16 protein-coding genes and 1 riboswitch are annotated in these 15288 nt (G+C 37.2%); of the genes, 7 read left to right on the forward strand and 9 right to left on the reverse strand.

All coding sequences use genetic code 11. From position 1 onward, the window contains the following. Positions 1–9: 9 nt before the first annotated feature. The 9 genes from AAEU33_RS06205 to AAEU33_RS06245 all read right to left on the reverse strand — a co-directional run bounded on the left by AAEU33_RS06205 (position 10) and on the right by AAEU33_RS06245 (position 9664). Complete coding sequence (locus AAEU33_RS06205) at positions 10–747, reverse strand: hypothetical protein (RefSeq protein WP_345991459.1); 738 nt, start codon at positions 745–747, stop codon at positions 10–12. Between the two features lie 17 nt (positions 748–764). Then, positions 765–1490 carry a sulfite exporter TauE/SafE family protein gene (locus AAEU33_RS06210; protein ID WP_345991461.1) on the reverse strand — a complete coding sequence of 242 codons (726 nt, stop codon included), beginning with the start codon at positions 1488–1490 and terminating at the stop codon, positions 765–767. Continuing rightward, entirely contained in the window at positions 1481–1933 is a 453-nt protein-coding gene (locus tag AAEU33_RS06215) for a FixH family protein (protein ID WP_345991463.1), read from the reverse strand. The genes AAEU33_RS06210 and AAEU33_RS06215 overlap by 10 nt, the downstream gene beginning before the upstream one ends. A 100-nt stretch (positions 1934–2033) precedes the next feature. Further along, complete coding sequence (ccoG, locus tag AAEU33_RS06220; RefSeq protein WP_172281248.1) at positions 2034–3488, reverse strand: cytochrome c oxidase accessory protein CcoG; 1455 nt, start codon at positions 3486–3488, stop codon at positions 2034–2036. A gap of 94 nt (positions 3489–3582) precedes the next feature. Then, positions 3583–4464 (reverse strand): cbb3-type cytochrome c oxidase N-terminal domain-containing protein, encoded by an 882-nt coding sequence (locus AAEU33_RS06225; protein WP_345991465.1) that lies wholly within the window; start codon positions 4462–4464, stop codon positions 3583–3585. Between the two features lie 9 nt (positions 4465–4473). Then, positions 4474–4671, reverse strand: coding sequence for a cbb3-type cytochrome c oxidase subunit 3 (locus AAEU33_RS06230; RefSeq protein ID WP_089028120.1), 198 nt, complete (start codon positions 4669–4671; stop codon positions 4474–4476). Positions 4672–4687: 16 nt separating this feature from the next. Further along, positions 4688–6949 carry a cytochrome-c oxidase, cbb3-type subunit I gene (gene ccoN, locus AAEU33_RS06235; RefSeq protein ID WP_172281244.1) on the reverse strand — a complete coding sequence of 754 codons (2262 nt, stop codon included), beginning with the start codon at positions 6947–6949 and terminating at the stop codon, positions 4688–4690. 5 nt (positions 6950–6954) lie between these two features. Then, complete coding sequence (gene ccoS / locus AAEU33_RS06240) at positions 6955–7179, reverse strand: cbb3-type cytochrome oxidase assembly protein CcoS (RefSeq protein WP_172281242.1); 225 nt, start codon at positions 7177–7179, stop codon at positions 6955–6957. A gap of 109 nt (positions 7180–7288) precedes the next feature. Then, positions 7289–9664, reverse strand: a complete 2376-nt coding sequence (locus AAEU33_RS06245) for a heavy metal translocating P-type ATPase metal-binding domain-containing protein (RefSeq protein WP_345991468.1) — start codon at positions 9662–9664, stop codon at positions 7289–7291. A gap of 90 nt (positions 9665–9754) precedes the next feature. Between AAEU33_RS06245 and AAEU33_RS06250 the strand changes: the two genes are divergently transcribed. The 7 genes from AAEU33_RS06250 (at position 9755) to AAEU33_RS06280 (ending at position 15285) form a co-directional block, all read left to right on the forward strand. Then, positions 9755–10468 (forward strand): Crp/Fnr family transcriptional regulator, encoded by a 714-nt coding sequence (locus tag AAEU33_RS06250; protein ID WP_172281238.1) that lies wholly within the window; start codon positions 9755–9757, stop codon positions 10466–10468. A 61-nt stretch (positions 10469–10529) separates the two neighbouring features. Further along, positions 10530–11345 (forward strand): 3-methyl-2-oxobutanoate hydroxymethyltransferase, encoded by an 816-nt coding sequence (gene panB, locus AAEU33_RS06255; RefSeq protein ID WP_172281236.1) that lies wholly within the window; start codon positions 10530–10532, stop codon positions 11343–11345. Continuing rightward, positions 11345–11668, forward strand: a complete 324-nt coding sequence (locus AAEU33_RS06260; protein ID WP_172281234.1) for a hypothetical protein — start codon at positions 11345–11347, stop codon at positions 11666–11668. Before panB ends, AAEU33_RS06260 begins: the two co-directional genes overlap by 1 nt. A 7-nt stretch (positions 11669–11675) precedes the next feature. Next, positions 11676–12353: an RluA family pseudouridine synthase gene (locus AAEU33_RS06265; RefSeq protein WP_273650005.1), complete on the forward strand. Its 678-nt coding sequence runs from the start codon at positions 11676–11678 to the stop codon at positions 12351–12353. Between the two features lie 125 nt (positions 12354–12478). Beyond that, positions 12479–12576: riboswitch (TPP riboswitch) on the forward strand. Between the two features lie 64 nt (positions 12577–12640). Continuing rightward, positions 12641–12847 carry a sulfur carrier protein ThiS gene (gene thiS / locus AAEU33_RS06270; RefSeq protein WP_172281231.1) on the forward strand — a complete coding sequence of 69 codons (207 nt, stop codon included), beginning with the start codon at positions 12641–12643 and terminating at the stop codon, positions 12845–12847. A 24-nt stretch (positions 12848–12871) separates the two neighbouring features. Beyond that, positions 12872–14683, forward strand: a complete 1812-nt coding sequence (gene thiC / locus AAEU33_RS06275) for a phosphomethylpyrimidine synthase ThiC (protein ID WP_345991472.1) — start codon at positions 12872–12874, stop codon at positions 14681–14683. Further along, a complete protein-coding gene (locus AAEU33_RS06280) occupies positions 14680–15285 on the forward strand; it encodes a thiamine phosphate synthase (protein WP_345991474.1) in 606 nt (201 codons plus the stop codon). The genes thiC and AAEU33_RS06280 overlap by 4 nt, the downstream gene beginning before the upstream one ends. The last annotated feature ends 3 nt before the right edge of the window (positions 15286–15288 follow it).

Below are 15288 nucleotides of genomic sequence, written 5' to 3' on the forward strand. Positions count from 1 at the left end.
TTTTTGTTTTTATTCTGTTGTAATAATGATCATTTTATCATCATGTTTGAACTTAAATCCTTTATCATAAAGCGCTTTAATATCGTATTCTATCCTAATCGAATGATCATCAACCTGCTGTACCCAGTCATGCTTTCCGGTAATGGATTTTATTTTGTTTTCAAATTTCAGAGTAGTTCCGATCTTCTTAAAAAGCATAGGTAACAAACCTTCAGCACTCTCGATTTCTTCTTGTGGTGTTTTTGATTTGAGCGCTTCCTCAATATTTTTAAGATTAAGATTTTCTGTATTGATCGTTAAGGTTTTACCATTCCAGTCATTATATACATTTTGATCAACAGGGAGCTGATAGCCTACGGAAAGACGATGAAGTGCATCATAATCAGGTTTTGAGAAATGGTCTAGTTTTAAAGAAAATCCTGCATATTCATTATTTTCTTTATTGGATTTCATAAAAACCTTCTTTAATATTTTTATGGAATCCTGATCCTTGATTTTACCTTTGTTTTTTTCTTTATCCAACTCATACATGCTTGTCCAGGTTGTGGGAAGTTTATCCATTTCGCCAAGCTCCTTTTTCTGTAAAGAATCCGGTGTCATGGCTTTCATTTCGGCCATAAACTCACGCACATCGATATCCATAACCGTAGAGGACGCAGCATCTTTATAATAAACTATTTCAGAATTGATGGTACAGGATTGCAATGCCAAAAGGCACATCGTGAATAACAGGAATGTTTTTTTCATGGGTATAGTAAGATATTTTAATGACAGTTTACATCATGATTATGGCCTTTCTGGATTGTCATGGCTTCAGCTTTGGGAGAAAGGTAAGGAATTCCCAATTCAAGTCCTCTAACGATAAAGAGCCCGCCTAAAATAATCATGATAATAGGGATCGCTTTTAAAACCTTCATCCTGAAAGCCTGATTCATGAGATTTCCGACAAGAACTATCGCAAACATGAACGGAAGTGTTCCTAATCCAAATAAAGCCATATATAAAGCTCCCTGCCATATTCCTCCGCTTGCTAGACTTGCCGTAAGAGCCATATAAACCATTCCACAAGGTAAAAATCCATTTAAAATACCGGTTGTAAATCTTGAACGGTAGTCTGCTTTTTGAAGGAGCCTTCCTAAATTTGATTTTACTGAAAAAAGGAATTTGGAGAAAAATGGAATTTTGGACGCAAAATCTTTTCCTCCAAAAGAAAAAATGGCCATAATAATCAACAGGATCCCAACACCGATTGTTAAGTACCGCTGAAATCCTGCCATTTCAAATCCTTGCCCAATGATTCCAAGAATACCACCCAAAAGAGAATACGTAAATATTCTTCCAAACTGATAGGTGAGATTCTGAAGATAAAAATTAGTAGCCTGTTTCTTTGTTAATCCCATCGATAATGCAATAGGGCCACACATTCCGATACAGTGAAAGCCGGAAGCAAAGCCTAATCCAATTGCCGATAAAATAAGTGCTATTTCCATATCACATCATAATCCATTCTGTAGTTGACCTTGTCTCTTGTCCACATTAATCGTAGGGTATAACCTCCGGTTTTTAATACCTTTGAGGGAATAACAAACGATTGATTTGTATCCAATTGTTCAGATCTTTTGATATCTAAATTCTGGTCATCTGTTCTGTTTAAAACAAACTTTACAGTAGTATTGGAATTATTATAATCTTTTGGGAATACTATTTTAATTCCATTTGTATCTTGAGTGTAAGCAGGTTTTTCCTTAAGTTCATCTGCTCTCCTTTTAGCATCTATCACATCCTGGTATTGTAATTCTTCTTCATAATAATTATCAGTTACCATTTCTGAATTTTTCTGCCCGTTCGGGAAAAGAAATAACATAGATAAAATAAAGATAATAAATGCAGCTAATGCCAGTACAACACCGTGTCCCCAACTAAAGTTTTTCATTGCTTCCGGATTTTTTTATTTGTCTTATAGTATATCATTAAAAAACCTCTGTCATTTTCATTTGACTACATGAATACGAAAATATGGAGGTTTCTGAGAATTAAAAATCTAATTTAAATGGTCCTTCGAAATAAGTTTTATAAGAATCAACCAGTTTTCCTTTCATATCGTAAACACCAATTGTAATGTTTTGCTTAGATAACTTCATGGCATCTTCAGGAAAGCTTATGTTAATTGTCCCTTTCGATATCTTATCTCTTTCTACAGTAATTTTACTCGATGCACTGTAGATAATTTCACCTTTAGCAGGTTCTATTACTTTGATGGTTACAATTTTCTTGTCGTTTGTCTTATTTAAAAAAGTGTAATTATATGTATTGGTAATCTTACCATCCCTTACAAAAAATGTACTTCCTGCAGGTTTAATGAATTTAGCCTCCATTTCTCCGCGGTTGTACAGAAGGTAGCCGAGGAATCCAACAAGCAGTACGAGAACAACGGCAAATCCTTTCATCCTTCCCGTAAATTTGAATGGTGTTTGATTTTCAATCTCATTTTCAGATGCGTAGCGGATCAATCCTTTCGGAAGACCTACTTTCTCCATCACTTCATCACAGGCATCAATACAAGCGGTACAGTTCACACATTCCAACTGTTGCCCATCTCTGATATCAATTCCTGTAGGACAAACTACGACACATTGATGGCAATCTATACAATCTCCTTTTCCCGCAGCTTTTCTATCCTCGCCCTTTCTCCATTTTGACCTGTTTTCTCCTCGTTTGAAATCATAGAATACATTGATGGTATCTTTATCAATTAATACACCTTGTAGTCTTCCATATGGGCAAACTAGTGTACATACCTGCTCCCTGAACCAAGCAAACACAAAGTAAAATGCTGCTGTTAGAAGAATCATTACAATGAAATTGGTTGGATTGGCAAAAGGACCTTCAGAAACAATTCTGAAGACTTCTTTATATCCTACGATATACATAAACATAAAGTGGGTAATGATCAATGATATTACGATGTATACAAACCACTTTAAACTTCTTTTCCAGATCTTTTCGCTATCCCATGGCTGTCTGTCCAGCTTCATCTGCTTGTTTCTGTCACCTTCGATAAGGAATTCTATTTTACGAAATATCGATTCCATAAAAATTGTCTGAGGGCATATCCACCCGCAGAAAATTCTTCCGAACGCAATCGTAAAAATAATAATGAATATCAAAGATGCTATAGCACCCAAAGTAAGGATAAAAAAGTCCTGAGGATAGAAAGGCTGTCCGAAAATAAAGAACTCCCTATCGATAACATTGAATAAAAGGAAAGGGTTACCATTAATTTTTAAGAATGGAACAGCAAAGTATATAACCAATAAAGTATAACTTACAATGTTCCTATAGTTGGTGTATTTACCTTTAGGTTTTCTTGGGAACACCCATTTTCTTTTTCCGGATTGCTCCATAGTCCCTATAGAATCCCTGTAAGTCTCAGGGTCCAGAACCTGTCCCTGTCCGCCGCGTACTTCTATTTCTTCTATGTCTGACATTTTGTAGTGTATTTAAAAAAAGAAAAGCATAATCGGTTACTATTTTTTTTCTAATAACAAATTATGCTTTTCATATGTTTTAATTTTCTTTAAATTATTCTTTTTCCCAATGAGCTTCTGTTCCCTGAGGAGCTGCTCCACCTTGAGCCGGTGTAATTGGTGGTTGTTCCTGATTGATGTGATATACAAAAGCTGCAATTTTCTCAATTTCGGCACCTGAAACCTCACCATTTTTACCAAACGGTCTCATGGCAGGGTTCGTAGGAGAACCATTCCAGTCCATATGGAAAACATTTTTAAATAAAGTCTTCTCTGGTTGGTTGATCCAGTAATTATCCGTTAAGTTCGGACCAATACCTCCTCTTCCGTCTTCTCCGTGGCAAGATGCACAGTTTGTTTTGAAAAGCTCTTTACCATCTGCAATATTATCAGCCGAATATTTCGCTGTTTCAATGGTTACAGGAGGCTGAGATTTTTCGTACTCTGCAATACTTGCGATTTGCTCTTTATATTCTTTTTCATATTCGCTTAATGGATGAGCGAAGTCTGTAAAAGAGTATGCACATATATATACAATACAAAAAGCAGTCCCAAAATAAAATAAACCTACCCACCATTTTGGTAATTGATTATCGAGCTCCATAATTCCATCGAAGCCATGGTCGATAAGGATGTCTTTTTCCTCTGTAACAGATTGCTTTTTGAATGCACTGTCATACATTCTTCTTAAGAAAGGAATCTTTTTCTCAGCAAGGTAAGCCGCTTTTTCATCAGGAGACAATTTTTTGAATCTATTATTTTCAATCAGGTCTCCAATGGCGCTATGAATATAAGCTAAGATAGCACTTATCACAACAGTTCCCCAGAAGTATGGTGAAGCTAGAAACGAGTAGCTTTGTACAAATAAATAATAAAAAACTATTAAAAGTCCAATTATTATTAAAATGTTTACAACAACCGGTGTTCTTTGTTTCATAATAAATTTTTAATTTTTTAAATTAAAGTCGTCTTCGTCATCCTGCAGAGGAGCCTCTTCTTCTTCCTTGTAATATTTTTTAGGTCTGCTAAAAACATATATTACCAAAGCTACGAAGAACAGCATAAAGAAAATCAGAGCCAGCGTCTGGTAAAAACCAGCGTTTTCTGTATTGGATAATATATCTTTAAAGTTCTGAGGAATCATTGAGCTTTAATATTTTTTAGTTATTACTTGCTGTTTTTATTTCTGTTGTTTTGATATCAGTACCTAATCTTTGAAGATAAGAGATAAGGGCTACAACCTCTTTTTTCTCTAGTTCACCTTTAGGTCTCTTCGCATAAGCCTCTTTCAGGTCATTTGCTTCAGAGAAAATATCTTTTACAATCTTCGCTGCCTGGTTATCTGCCCACTTGTTTGCAGAATCTATCTGAGGCTTTGTATATGGTACGTCAAAAGTATTTTTCATCAGTAACATTTTATCAACCATTTTAGATCTGTCTAAGTTCGTAGCGATTAACCAAGGGTAACGAGGCATGATAGAACCCGCTGATGTCGATCTTGGGTTATACATGTGCTTATAGTGCCAAGAACTAGGGTTTTTCCCTCCTTCTCTATGTAAATCCGGTCCCGTTCTTTTTGAACCCCACAAGAATGGTCTGTCATAAACAAACTCACCCGCTTTTGAATATTGTCCGTTTTTACCGTTAAATCTTACGATCTCATCTCGGAATGGTCTTACCATCTGAGAGTGACAAGCGTTACAACCTTCACGGATATAAATATCTCTACCTTCAAGTTCCAACGGAGAATAAGGCTTCACTGCTGAAATGGTTGGTACACTTTTCTTAAGTGATAGAGTAGGTATAATTTCAACTGAACTACCGATAGAAATAGTGATGAAAGATAAAATACCTAATAATACAGGAGTTCTTTCTAACCATAGGTGAGTTCCTTCTCCTTCTTTTCTGTTTTTGCTGATGTTTGCTAAAGCAGGAGCTTCTGCAGGAACTTCTTTCTGGAATGATCCTTTTCTTACCGTTGCAACAACGTTTACGATCATTAAAATAGCTCCTGAAATGTAGAAGAATCCTCCTAAGAATCTCATTTTAAAATAAGGGATAATAGCTGTTACAGTATCCAACCAGTTTTTCCACAATAGGGTTCCGTCTGGATTGAACTGTTTCCACATCAAACCTTGAGTAAATCCTGAAATATACATTGGTACTGCATAGAAAATAATTCCTAAAGTCCCTAACCAGAAATGCCAGTTAGCTAGTTTTACAGACCATAATTTTGTTCTCCACAAGATAGGTACAAGATAATAGATTACACCGAATGCCATGAAACCATTCCATCCTAGTGCACCTAAATGTACGTGTCCGATTACCCAGTCAGTAAAGTGACCGATCTTGTTGATATTTTTAGTTGCTAAAAGCGGTCCTTCAAAAGTTGCCATACCATAACATGTAACAGCCACCACGAAGAATTTAAGGATAGGATTTTCTCTTACTTTATCCCATGCTCCTCTTAAGGTAAGAAGACCATTAAGCATTCCTCCCCATGATGGAGCGATAAGCATAATAGAGAACCCTGTTCCTACTGCCTGTGCCCATGCAGGAAGTGCAGTATACTGAAGGTGGTGAGGACCAGCCCAGATATATACGAAAATTAATGACCAGAAGTGGATAATAGACAGTTTATATGAGAAAACCGGTCTGTCTGCCGCTTTTGGCAAGAAGTAATACATCAAACCTAAAACCGGAGTTGTTAATACGAATGCTACTGCATTGTGACCATACCACCATTGTACGATAGCATCTTTTACCCCTGCATATGCTGAATATGATTTCCATCCTGTGAAAGATAACGGAACTTCTAAGTTATTAAAGATGTGAAGCATTGCTACTGCGATCCAGGTACCAATGTAGAACCAGATAGCTACATAAAGGTGTCTTACCCTTCTCTTAGCAATAGTTAAGAACATGTTGATACCGAAAATGATCCATGAGAAAGCAATTAATATATCGATTGGCCATTCGTGCTCAGCATATTCTTTAGAGGTGTTGATCCCCATAAAGAATGTAATGAACGTAGCAACAATCATAAACTGCCAAGTCCAGAAATGTAACCAAGATAATGTATCGCTATACATTCTTGTTTTTAATAATCTCTGTAATGAGTAATAAATACCGGTATAAACGATATTACAAACGAATGCAAAGATTACCGTGTTGGTGTGCAACATTCTGATTCTACCAAAACCAAATGCACCATGAGTATTAATTAGCCCTTGGATATTACCACTCTTCAAACTCTGAATGGTAGTATCATCTGTACCAAATAAAAATTCAGGAAGTTCAGGGTAGAAAAGCATTAAGGCTGCTGTAAGCCCGAACAAAAACCCTATAAGCCCAAAAACTATGGTCGCATAAAGAAATGCCCGAACAATACTGTTGTCATAACTAAACTTTTGTGTCTCCATATCAACTATTCACTTTTTTCTTCAATTTTATTATTTTCTCCTTTTTCTTTCTCGTCTGTTTTGTTGCCATCTTTCTCTTTCTCCTTTATTTCACCGGAGTCAAAAAGAATTCGTACAGCAGGAGATTCATCATCCTCAAACTGTCCTTTTCGGGCGTTAACTATAAAAACGACCAAGAAAATTGCAGCTAAAGAAACACTGCATAGGATCATTAAATATAGAATATCCATCAGACAACAAAATTAACCTATTTTCGGGGTTCAAATTTAGTGAAAAATAATGACATTCATCACGAAATACCGATTCTTGCTAATTTAAAATCAGTCTAAATAAGGGCTTCTACGCCTCTTTGGTAAAGTATTTCCGTCCTAAGATCCAGGTTGAAATTGTAGTGAATGCAACTACAGTGATTGAGCTTATTGGCATGATTATCGCTGCGAATAGCGGATGCATATGGCCTGTAACAGCGTAACTTAAGCCTACTATATTGTATAAAAAGCTTATTATGAATGTCATTTTAACAATAGTAATTGAGCCTTTGCAAACGTTCAGGTACCTGTCAAGGGTAACCACTTTGTCACCATTCATGATGACATCGGATGAAGGAGTAAAGGTATTGGTGTCATCTGCAATGGCTATTCCTACATTGCTTTGTTTCAATGCTCCTGCATCATTTAATCCATCTCCCAACATGGCAACTTTGTAATTTTTATCCTGGAGTTGCTTGATGTAATTTAATTTATCCTCAGGGCTTTGATTAAATGCCATCGCCTGATAGTTGGGGACAATTTCCTTTAACTGATTTTCTTCAGAAGAATTATCTCCGCTTAAAATGAAGATTTTATAATGGTTGAGCGTTTTGAATAAGTCTTTAAGGCGACTTCTATATTCATTCTTGAATATGAATTTACCTAGAAATTCATTGTTTTTACTGATGTAGACTGCCGTTTCAAGATTTTTAGATTCCTGATTATTATATTTTGCAGATCCTATCTTGTAATGGGCTCCTCTTACAGTAGCCTCATATCCTTTCCCGGAGGTCTCAACGAAATTATCAACAGGGAAGTAGTCATCATTGATATCAATAAATTCGTATAAAGATTTTGAAAGTGGGTGATTTGAATTTTTTAATAAGGTTTTGATATTCAGTGAGTCGAATTCTGAAATGGTGGAACCTTCATACTTGATATTTGTTTTTTTGCGGTGGGTAATGGTTCCCGTTTTATCAAATACAAGCGTGTCGATTTTTGCAATTTTCTCAATGGTCAGGGTATCCTTCACGTAGAATTTATTTCGTCCTAAAATCCTCATAATGTGCCCGAAAGTAAAAGGAGCGGAAAGCGCCAGCGCGCAAGGACAGGCAATGATCAATATGGCAGATACCACCTGGAACATTTTTTCCAGATCAATGAATGACCAGTAAATTCCTGAAATCAAAGCTATGCCTAAGATGATAAATGTGAAATACTTGCTGATGTTATTGGTGAGAGTGTCAAGTCCTGTTTCGTATTTCTTAAATGCTTCCTTATTCCAAAGTTGAGTAAGATAACTTTGGTCCACATTTTTGATCACTTCAAGTTCAAGAGAAGATCCTATCTGTTTTCCACCGGCAAAAATTTTATCTCCCGGTTGTTTACTTATGCTTTCACTTTCACCAGTGATGAAACTGTTATCGATATTTCCTTCCCCGTTAATAAGAATAGCATCTACGGGGATGATTTCCTGGTTTCTAACCAGAATCCGGTCTCCTACTTTAACTTCTGAAAGTAAGATATTATCCTGCTTTCCATCAAAATCGACTTTGGTAACTGCAATCGGATAAAAAGATTTGTAATCACGGTCGTATGAAAGAGCACTATAAGTTCTTTTCTGGAAAGTTTTTCCTAGCAGCATGAAGAATAATAGCCCACAAAGTGTATCGAAATAGCCAGGTCCGTAGTCTGTTGCTACCTCATAAATACTTCTTCCGAAAAGAACGAAAATACCCAAAACAATAGGAACGTCAATATTAACGATCTTGTTTTTTAAACCATACCAGGCCGATTTGTAATAATCTGAAGCTGAATAGAAAACTACAGGAATGGCAAGCAGAAACATTAATGTTCTAAAAAGTCCTTTGTAATGCTGCATCCAATAATCTTCACCTCCAATATACTCAGGAAAAGCAAGGAACATTCCATTCCCAAACGCAAAACCTGCAATGGCAAGTTTAACAAGAAGGGACTTATCAAGATGATCCACGTTTTTCTCTGCCGTTTCCAGGCTAATGACCGGTTTGTATCCGAGGTTGGTTAAAAATTTAGCGAGTTCGCTTAGTTTTAGATCGTTATGGTTGAAAGAAACCTGTAGGGTCTTTCTGGTAAAATTGACCTGTGAATATTTAATGCCGTCGTTCAGGGTATGAAGGCTTTCCAAAAGCCAGATGCAAGATGAGCAGTGGATTACAGGGATTTTAAAAGTCACAAGGCTTGTATTGCCTTCTGAAAAATCGGTGACTTTTTCAAAAATTTCCGGGGTGTCCAAATAATCGAACTGAGAGGAATTTTCGTCCGGACGAATTCCTGCTCTTTTATTCAGTTCATAAAAATTACTTAGATTGTTGGTATTCAGAATTTCGTAAACTGACTTGCAACCGTTGCAACAAAAAATTTTTTCATCAAAAAGAATTCGTTCTTTTTCTATGCCTTGACCACAATGAAAACAGTTCTCGCTCACCTCCATAAATTATTGAGGTACAAAATTATAACAATTTTTTTTGTTTATCGAGTTAAAATGTTCTATTTTTGTGATAAATGTCATATTAAAATGTCGCAGGAACAACAGATTGCAATTGAAGAGAGGTTCGCCAGAGTTTTTAATGATAAATCTTTTAAGGAAAGACTTTCAAGCGCAGATTTTGAAAAATACATTAGCACAAAAAAGAAATTAAAATTTCAGAAACACGATACTATTTTCGAAGATGGAGAAACTCCAAAGGGAGTATATTTTTTAGAAAATGGTGCTGCTAAACTTTCTAAATCCGGAGCCTTTGGAAAAGATCAGATCTTAAGGTTTATCAAAGAAGGTGATATTATTGGCTACCGTTCTTTACTTTGCGGAGAAAACTTTCAGGCTAAAGCTGAAGCAATGACTGATATTGAGTGTACTTTTCTACCTGCAGATGTATTTATGTATCTTTTAGAGGTGGATTCTCAACTGTCTTTCGTAATGCTTCAGAAAATAGCTTATGAATTAGGAGAATCTTCAAACACGATTACTTTCCTTGCTCAAAAAACCGTAAGAGAACGATTGGCTGAAATTTTATTGCTTCTGGAACAGAAATTAGGAGTAGATCCGGAAGGGTTTATCAAAATTTCTTTAACAAGAGAAGAAATTGCCAATATCATCGGGACAGCTACCGAGAGTGCTATCCGTCTGATCTCCGAATTCAAACAGGATGATCTGATAGAAGTGGACGGAAGAAACATCAAGATCCTCAACCACGACAAACTAATGAAACTAGGTCACGTAGTTTTATAAATCATAAAAAAATTTAAGTCGGCGGAAGCCGACTTTTTAACTTTTAAAATATAGATACATTATGTCTGTTCATTCTGAAATAAAAAAAGTTACGACTGAAACCTTGCGTAAAATGAAGTTCGACAAGGAAAAAATAACAATGCTTACAGCCTATGATTTCACTACAGCAAAGATGGTAGATGCAGGAGGAGTAGATGCTGTTTTGATAGGAGATTCTGCAGCCAATGTAATGGCAGGTTTTGAAACTACGCTGCCTATTACTCTTGATCAGATGATCTATCATGCTCAAAGTGTTGTGCGTGGAGTAGACAGAGCTCTCGTTATTGCTGACCTTCCTTTTGGAACTTATCAGAGTAATCCTGAAAAAGCATTAGAGTCTGCCGTGAGAATGATGAAAGAGGGCGGTGCCCATGCTGTGAAAATTGAAGGCGGTAAAGAGATTTCAAAATCAATCAAGAAAATTGTTAATGCAGGAATTCCTGTGATGGGGCATTTAGGATTAACCCCTCAGTCTATTTATAAATTTGGAACTTACAAAGTAAGAGCGAAGGACGAAGCAGAAGCTGAGAAACTGATCAGTGATGCGCAGCTTTTAGAAGAATTAGGGTGCTTTTCTGTTGTTTTAGAAAAAATTCCGGCAGATTTGGCTAAAAAAGTATCTGAAAGTATCTCGATTCCGACAATCGGAATCGGAGCAGGCCCTGACTGTGACGGACAGGTTTTGGTTTATCATGATATGGTAGGAATGAACCAGGGATTCAGTCCAAAATTTTTGAGAAGATATCTTGATCTTTACAGTGAAATCACAGGGGCGGTTGCACAATATGTAAAAGATGTAAAAGAGGTTACCTTTCCTAATGAAAAAGAAAGCTATTAATGAGAGATAATCAACAGACTATACAAGGAGTTATTTCCGTTATCGCATTGATCTGCCTTGCCGTAGGATGGTTCAATTTCTTTTCACCGGAAACTAATGATATCCTCTCGAAAAGGGTATTTTACATCGTCATAGGAATAAGTTTTGCCATTCAGGCTCCTTTTCTGTCTAACAGAAATTTTGTATATCCAATGTATGCTGCCGCAGGCCTTTGTATTGTTGGCGCTTTTCTTCCATTGGAATCAAGGCTGGCTGCAATGAAAACACTTGGGCTTCTTGCAGGGATTATTCTTTCTTTGTCGAACAGACGACAGACTAATTAAATGTAAAATGGAGGAGCAGATTGCTTATGAAGACAACCATCTCCTGGTTGTAAATAAAAAAGTCGGTCAGCTTGTACAGGGTGACAAGACTGGTGATGAATCGTTATTAGAATCAATAAAGAACTTTATAAAGAAAAGAGATGCTAAACCGGGAAATGTTTTTCTCGGTTTGGTTCATCGTATAGACCGTCCGACATCAGGTTTGGTTATTTATGCCAAAACCTCAAAAGCCCTTTCCCGTCTTACTCAGATGGTTAAAAACAGGGAAATTAAAAAAACATACTGGGCTGTTGTTGCTAAAGAAATGATTCCGCATCACCAGAGACTGGTTCATTATTTAAAGAAAAACGAGAAAAATAATAAAGCCATTGTTTTTCCAAAGGCAACAGATGGAGCAAAAGAGGCAATTTTAACTTATAATGTTATTAAAACCCTGGACAATTATATGCTTCTTGAAATTGATCTGGAAACAGGAAGACACCATCAGATCCGGGCTCAACTTTCCAAGATTGGAGTTCCGATAAAAGGGGACTTGAAATATGGAGCACCCAGGTCCAATCCGGACGGAGGGATCAATCTTCATGCACGGATGCTTACATTCATCCATCCTGTGACCAAAGAAGAGATCAGAATTGTAGCTCCTGTTCCGCAAAATGATGCCATATGGAGAGCATGCGAAGAATAAGTCTGAATATAAAAGTTAATCTTAACATTATACTATTAAACATACAAAAGACCATCTAAAAGCAGATGGTCTTTTTGTTTTTAATGAAATCATTTTGCCTGTTTTGAAAAAATAACTAACTTCGTCCCATACTTTAGGGGTGTCTGTTCACAAACAGACTGAGACTTTACCCTTTGAACCTGATCTGGATCATACCAGCGTAGGGAAAAGTGAGATGACTTTTTGCTGTACATTTCTATTGTACAATTATAGCCATTCCTAAAGTGATTTATAACAAAAATCTTGGAATGGAACTTATAATCAATCACACACGGAAAACTTTCGATATTCCACCGGAAAACCTGGAGGCTTTGATGGCTCTGGAGGCACCCGGCCGCAAAAAAGGAATCGCTGTTGCCTTAAACAATCGTATTATTCCCATTTCCTCCTGGCAGAATACTGTACTTCAGGACCAGGATTCAATTTTAATTATTACCGCAACACAGGGCGGCTAATCTTCGTAAAACCCCAATAATTTTATGGCACATTCAATTACGCGTTCGCCATTTCCGAACTCAAAGAAAATTTATGTTGAAGGAAGCATTCATCCTATTAAGGTTGCTATGCGCGAAATCCTATTGAGCCCTACAAAGCTCAGCAATGGAACATTGGAGAATAATCCTCCTGTCACGGTTTATGATACGTCAGGACCTTATACGGATGAAAATTCGCAGATCGATATCCAGAAAGGACTTCCAAGAATAAGAGAGCAATGGATCCTGGAAAGGGGAGATGTAAAAATTCTCGACGGAATATCGTCCGAATATGGGAAAGCCCGTTTGGCAGATCCGAAACTGGATGAATTACGTTTTTCTTATAACCATAAGCCAAAAGTCGCTCTGGAAGGAAAAGAGGTAACCCAGTTATACTATGCAAAACAGGGAATCATTACTCCTGAAATGGAGTACATTGCCATCCGTGAAAACCAAAGAATAGAACAGCTTGATTTTGTTTCCAAAGAAATGTCTTCCCAGCATGCCGGGAACAATTTCGGGGCAAGAACTCCTAAAAATAAAATTACTCCTGAATTTGTAAGAGAAGAGATTGCTGCCGGAAGGGCAATCATTCCTAATAACATCAACCATCCAGAAAGTGAACCGATGATTATCGGGCGGAATTTTTTAGTAAAGATAAATGCCAATATTGGTAACAGTGCTGTTTCTTCCAGTATCGATGAAGAGGTCGAAAAAGCAGTGTGGGCATGCAGATGGGGTGCGGATACTATTATGGATCTTTCCACAGGAAAAAATATTCACGAAACAAGGGAATGGATCATCAGAAATAGTCCTGTACCTATCGGAACTGTTCCCATATATCAGGCACTTGAAAAAGTGAAAGGAGTTCCTGAAGATCTTACCTGGGAAGTATTTAAAGATACTCTGATAGAGCAGGCGGAGCAAGGCGTTTCGTACTTTACCATTCATGCAGGAGTGCTGCTCAGATATATTCACCTTACCGTTAATAGAGTAACGGGAATTGTTTCGCGCGGAGGCTCTATTATGGCTAAATGGTGTCTTTATCATCACAAAGAAAACTTCTTGTACACGCATTTTGAAGAGATTTGTGAAATCATGAAAAAATATGATGTAGCTTTTTCTTTAGGTGACGGACTTCGTCCGGGATCTATTGCAGATGCTAATGACGCAGCACAATTTGCAGAGCTGGAGACTTTAGGAGAGCTTACGAAGATTGCTTGGAAACACAATGTACAGGTAATGATTGAAGGTCCCGGTCATGTTCCGATGCATATGATCAAAGAAAATATGGATAAGCAGCTGGAAGAGTGCCACGAAGCACCTTTTTATACATTAGGGCCGTTAACAACAGATATTGCACCGGGCTATGATCATATAACTTCAGGAATCGGAGCTGCCATGATCGGATGGTTTGGATGTGCAATGCTTTGTTACGTTACCCCTAAAGAACATCTAGGACTACCCAATAAAAAAGATGTGAAAGACGGGGTTATTACCTACAAGCTGGCAGCACATGCTGCGGATTTGGCAAAAGGACATCCAGGTGCTCAGTACAGAGATAATGCTCTGAGTAAGGCAAGGTTTGAATTCAGATGGGAAGATCAGTTTAATCTTTCCCTGGATCCTGAAACGGCAAAAGCATATCATGATGAAACATTACCGGCAGAGGGAGCAAAGATTGCGCATTTTTGTTCCATGTGTGGTCCTAAATTCTGTTCCATGAAAATTACTCAGGAAATACGGGAATCCGCTGAAATGGGGATGATGATAAAATCACAGGAGTTTATCGAGAACGGAAAGGAAATTTATTTATGATCATTGTCATAAGTCCTGAAAACATTTTAATCAATGAAGCAGAATGTGTCAATAAGATGTTTCAGGATGGGCTGGAATTATTTCATATCAGGAAACCTTTTATCACTGAGGAAGAAATGATCGTTTTTTTGGATCAGATCGATGCATCATTCCGTCATCGATTGGTAATGCACAGTTATTTTGACCTGGCAGCAGAATATGGCATTTCAAGAATACACTTCAGAGAAGAGGACCGTATTAATGGATTGCATCCATGGCGTGCAAAAGGTTCGGTAATCTCTACATCGGTACATGATATCATTTCTTTTAATGCTCTTGAACCCAATTGGGAATATGCTTTTTTCAGTCCATTTTTCTCAAGCATTTCAAAACCGGGATATGGAGAACATTCCAAGGTTTTGGAGAGGATAGGACTTCGGAATAATCATGATGTGAAACTTATTGCTTTAGGAGGAATCTATGAGGAAAACATGGAGATAGCACTGAGATCGGGAGCAGAAGGTCTTGCCTTGCTGGGAGGGATCTGGATGAATGAGCAACCTGTAAAGGCATTTAATCAGTGCAGGAATAGAATGTTGGAATATAATTATCAAAACAGGTAGAAA

Origin of the sequence: Chryseobacterium sp. Chry.R1 (assembly GCF_039645525.1) — a bacterium.
In the GTDB taxonomy this organism is placed as follows: domain Bacteria; phylum Bacteroidota; class Bacteroidia; order Flavobacteriales; family Weeksellaceae; genus Chryseobacterium; species Chryseobacterium proteolyticum.

What these genes read in the sequence shown, in the direction of transcription:
- AAEU33_RS06280 (WP_345991474.1), top strand. Translation starts at nt 14,680, where the DNA reads ATGATCATTGTCATAAGTCCTGAAAACATTTTAATCAATGAAGCAGAA.
- AAEU33_RS06205 (WP_345991459.1), bottom strand. Translation starts at nt 747, where the DNA reads ATGAAAAAAACATTCCTGTTATTCACGATGTGCCTTTTGGCATTGCAA.
- AAEU33_RS06230 (WP_089028120.1), bottom strand. Translation starts at nt 4,671, where the DNA reads ATGATTCCTCAGAACTTTAAAGATATATTATCCAATACAGAAAACGCT.
- AAEU33_RS06250 (WP_172281238.1), top strand. Translation starts at nt 9,755, where the DNA reads ATGTCGCAGGAACAACAGATTGCAATTGAAGAGAGGTTCGCCAGAGTT.
- AAEU33_RS06225 (WP_345991465.1), bottom strand. Translation starts at nt 4,464, where the DNA reads ATGAAACAAAGAACACCGGTTGTTGTAAACATTTTAATAATAATTGGA.
- AAEU33_RS06265 (WP_273650005.1), top strand. Translation starts at nt 11,676, where the DNA reads ATGGAGGAGCAGATTGCTTATGAAGACAACCATCTCCTGGTTGTAAAT.
- panB (WP_172281236.1), top strand. Translation starts at nt 10,530, where the DNA reads ATGTCTGTTCATTCTGAAATAAAAAAAGTTACGACTGAAACCTTGCGT.
- ccoN (WP_172281244.1), bottom strand. Translation starts at nt 6,949, where the DNA reads ATGGAGACACAAAAGTTTAGTTATGACAACAGTATTGTTCGGGCATTT.
- AAEU33_RS06215 (WP_345991463.1), bottom strand. Translation starts at nt 1,933, where the DNA reads ATGAAAAACTTTAGTTGGGGACACGGTGTTGTACTGGCATTAGCTGCA.
- ccoS (WP_172281242.1), bottom strand. Translation starts at nt 7,179, where the DNA reads ATGGATATTCTATATTTAATGATCCTATGCAGTGTTTCTTTAGCTGCA.
- thiS (WP_172281231.1), top strand. Translation starts at nt 12,641, where the DNA reads ATGGAACTTATAATCAATCACACACGGAAAACTTTCGATATTCCACCG.
- ccoG (WP_172281248.1), bottom strand. Translation starts at nt 3,488, where the DNA reads ATGTCAGACATAGAAGAAATAGAAGTACGCGGCGGACAGGGACAGGTT.
- AAEU33_RS06260 (WP_172281234.1), top strand. Translation starts at nt 11,345, where the DNA reads ATGAGAGATAATCAACAGACTATACAAGGAGTTATTTCCGTTATCGCA.
- thiC (WP_345991472.1), top strand. Translation starts at nt 12,872, where the DNA reads ATGGCACATTCAATTACGCGTTCGCCATTTCCGAACTCAAAGAAAATT.
- AAEU33_RS06210 (WP_345991461.1), bottom strand. Translation starts at nt 1,490, where the DNA reads ATGGAAATAGCACTTATTTTATCGGCAATTGGATTAGGCTTTGCTTCC.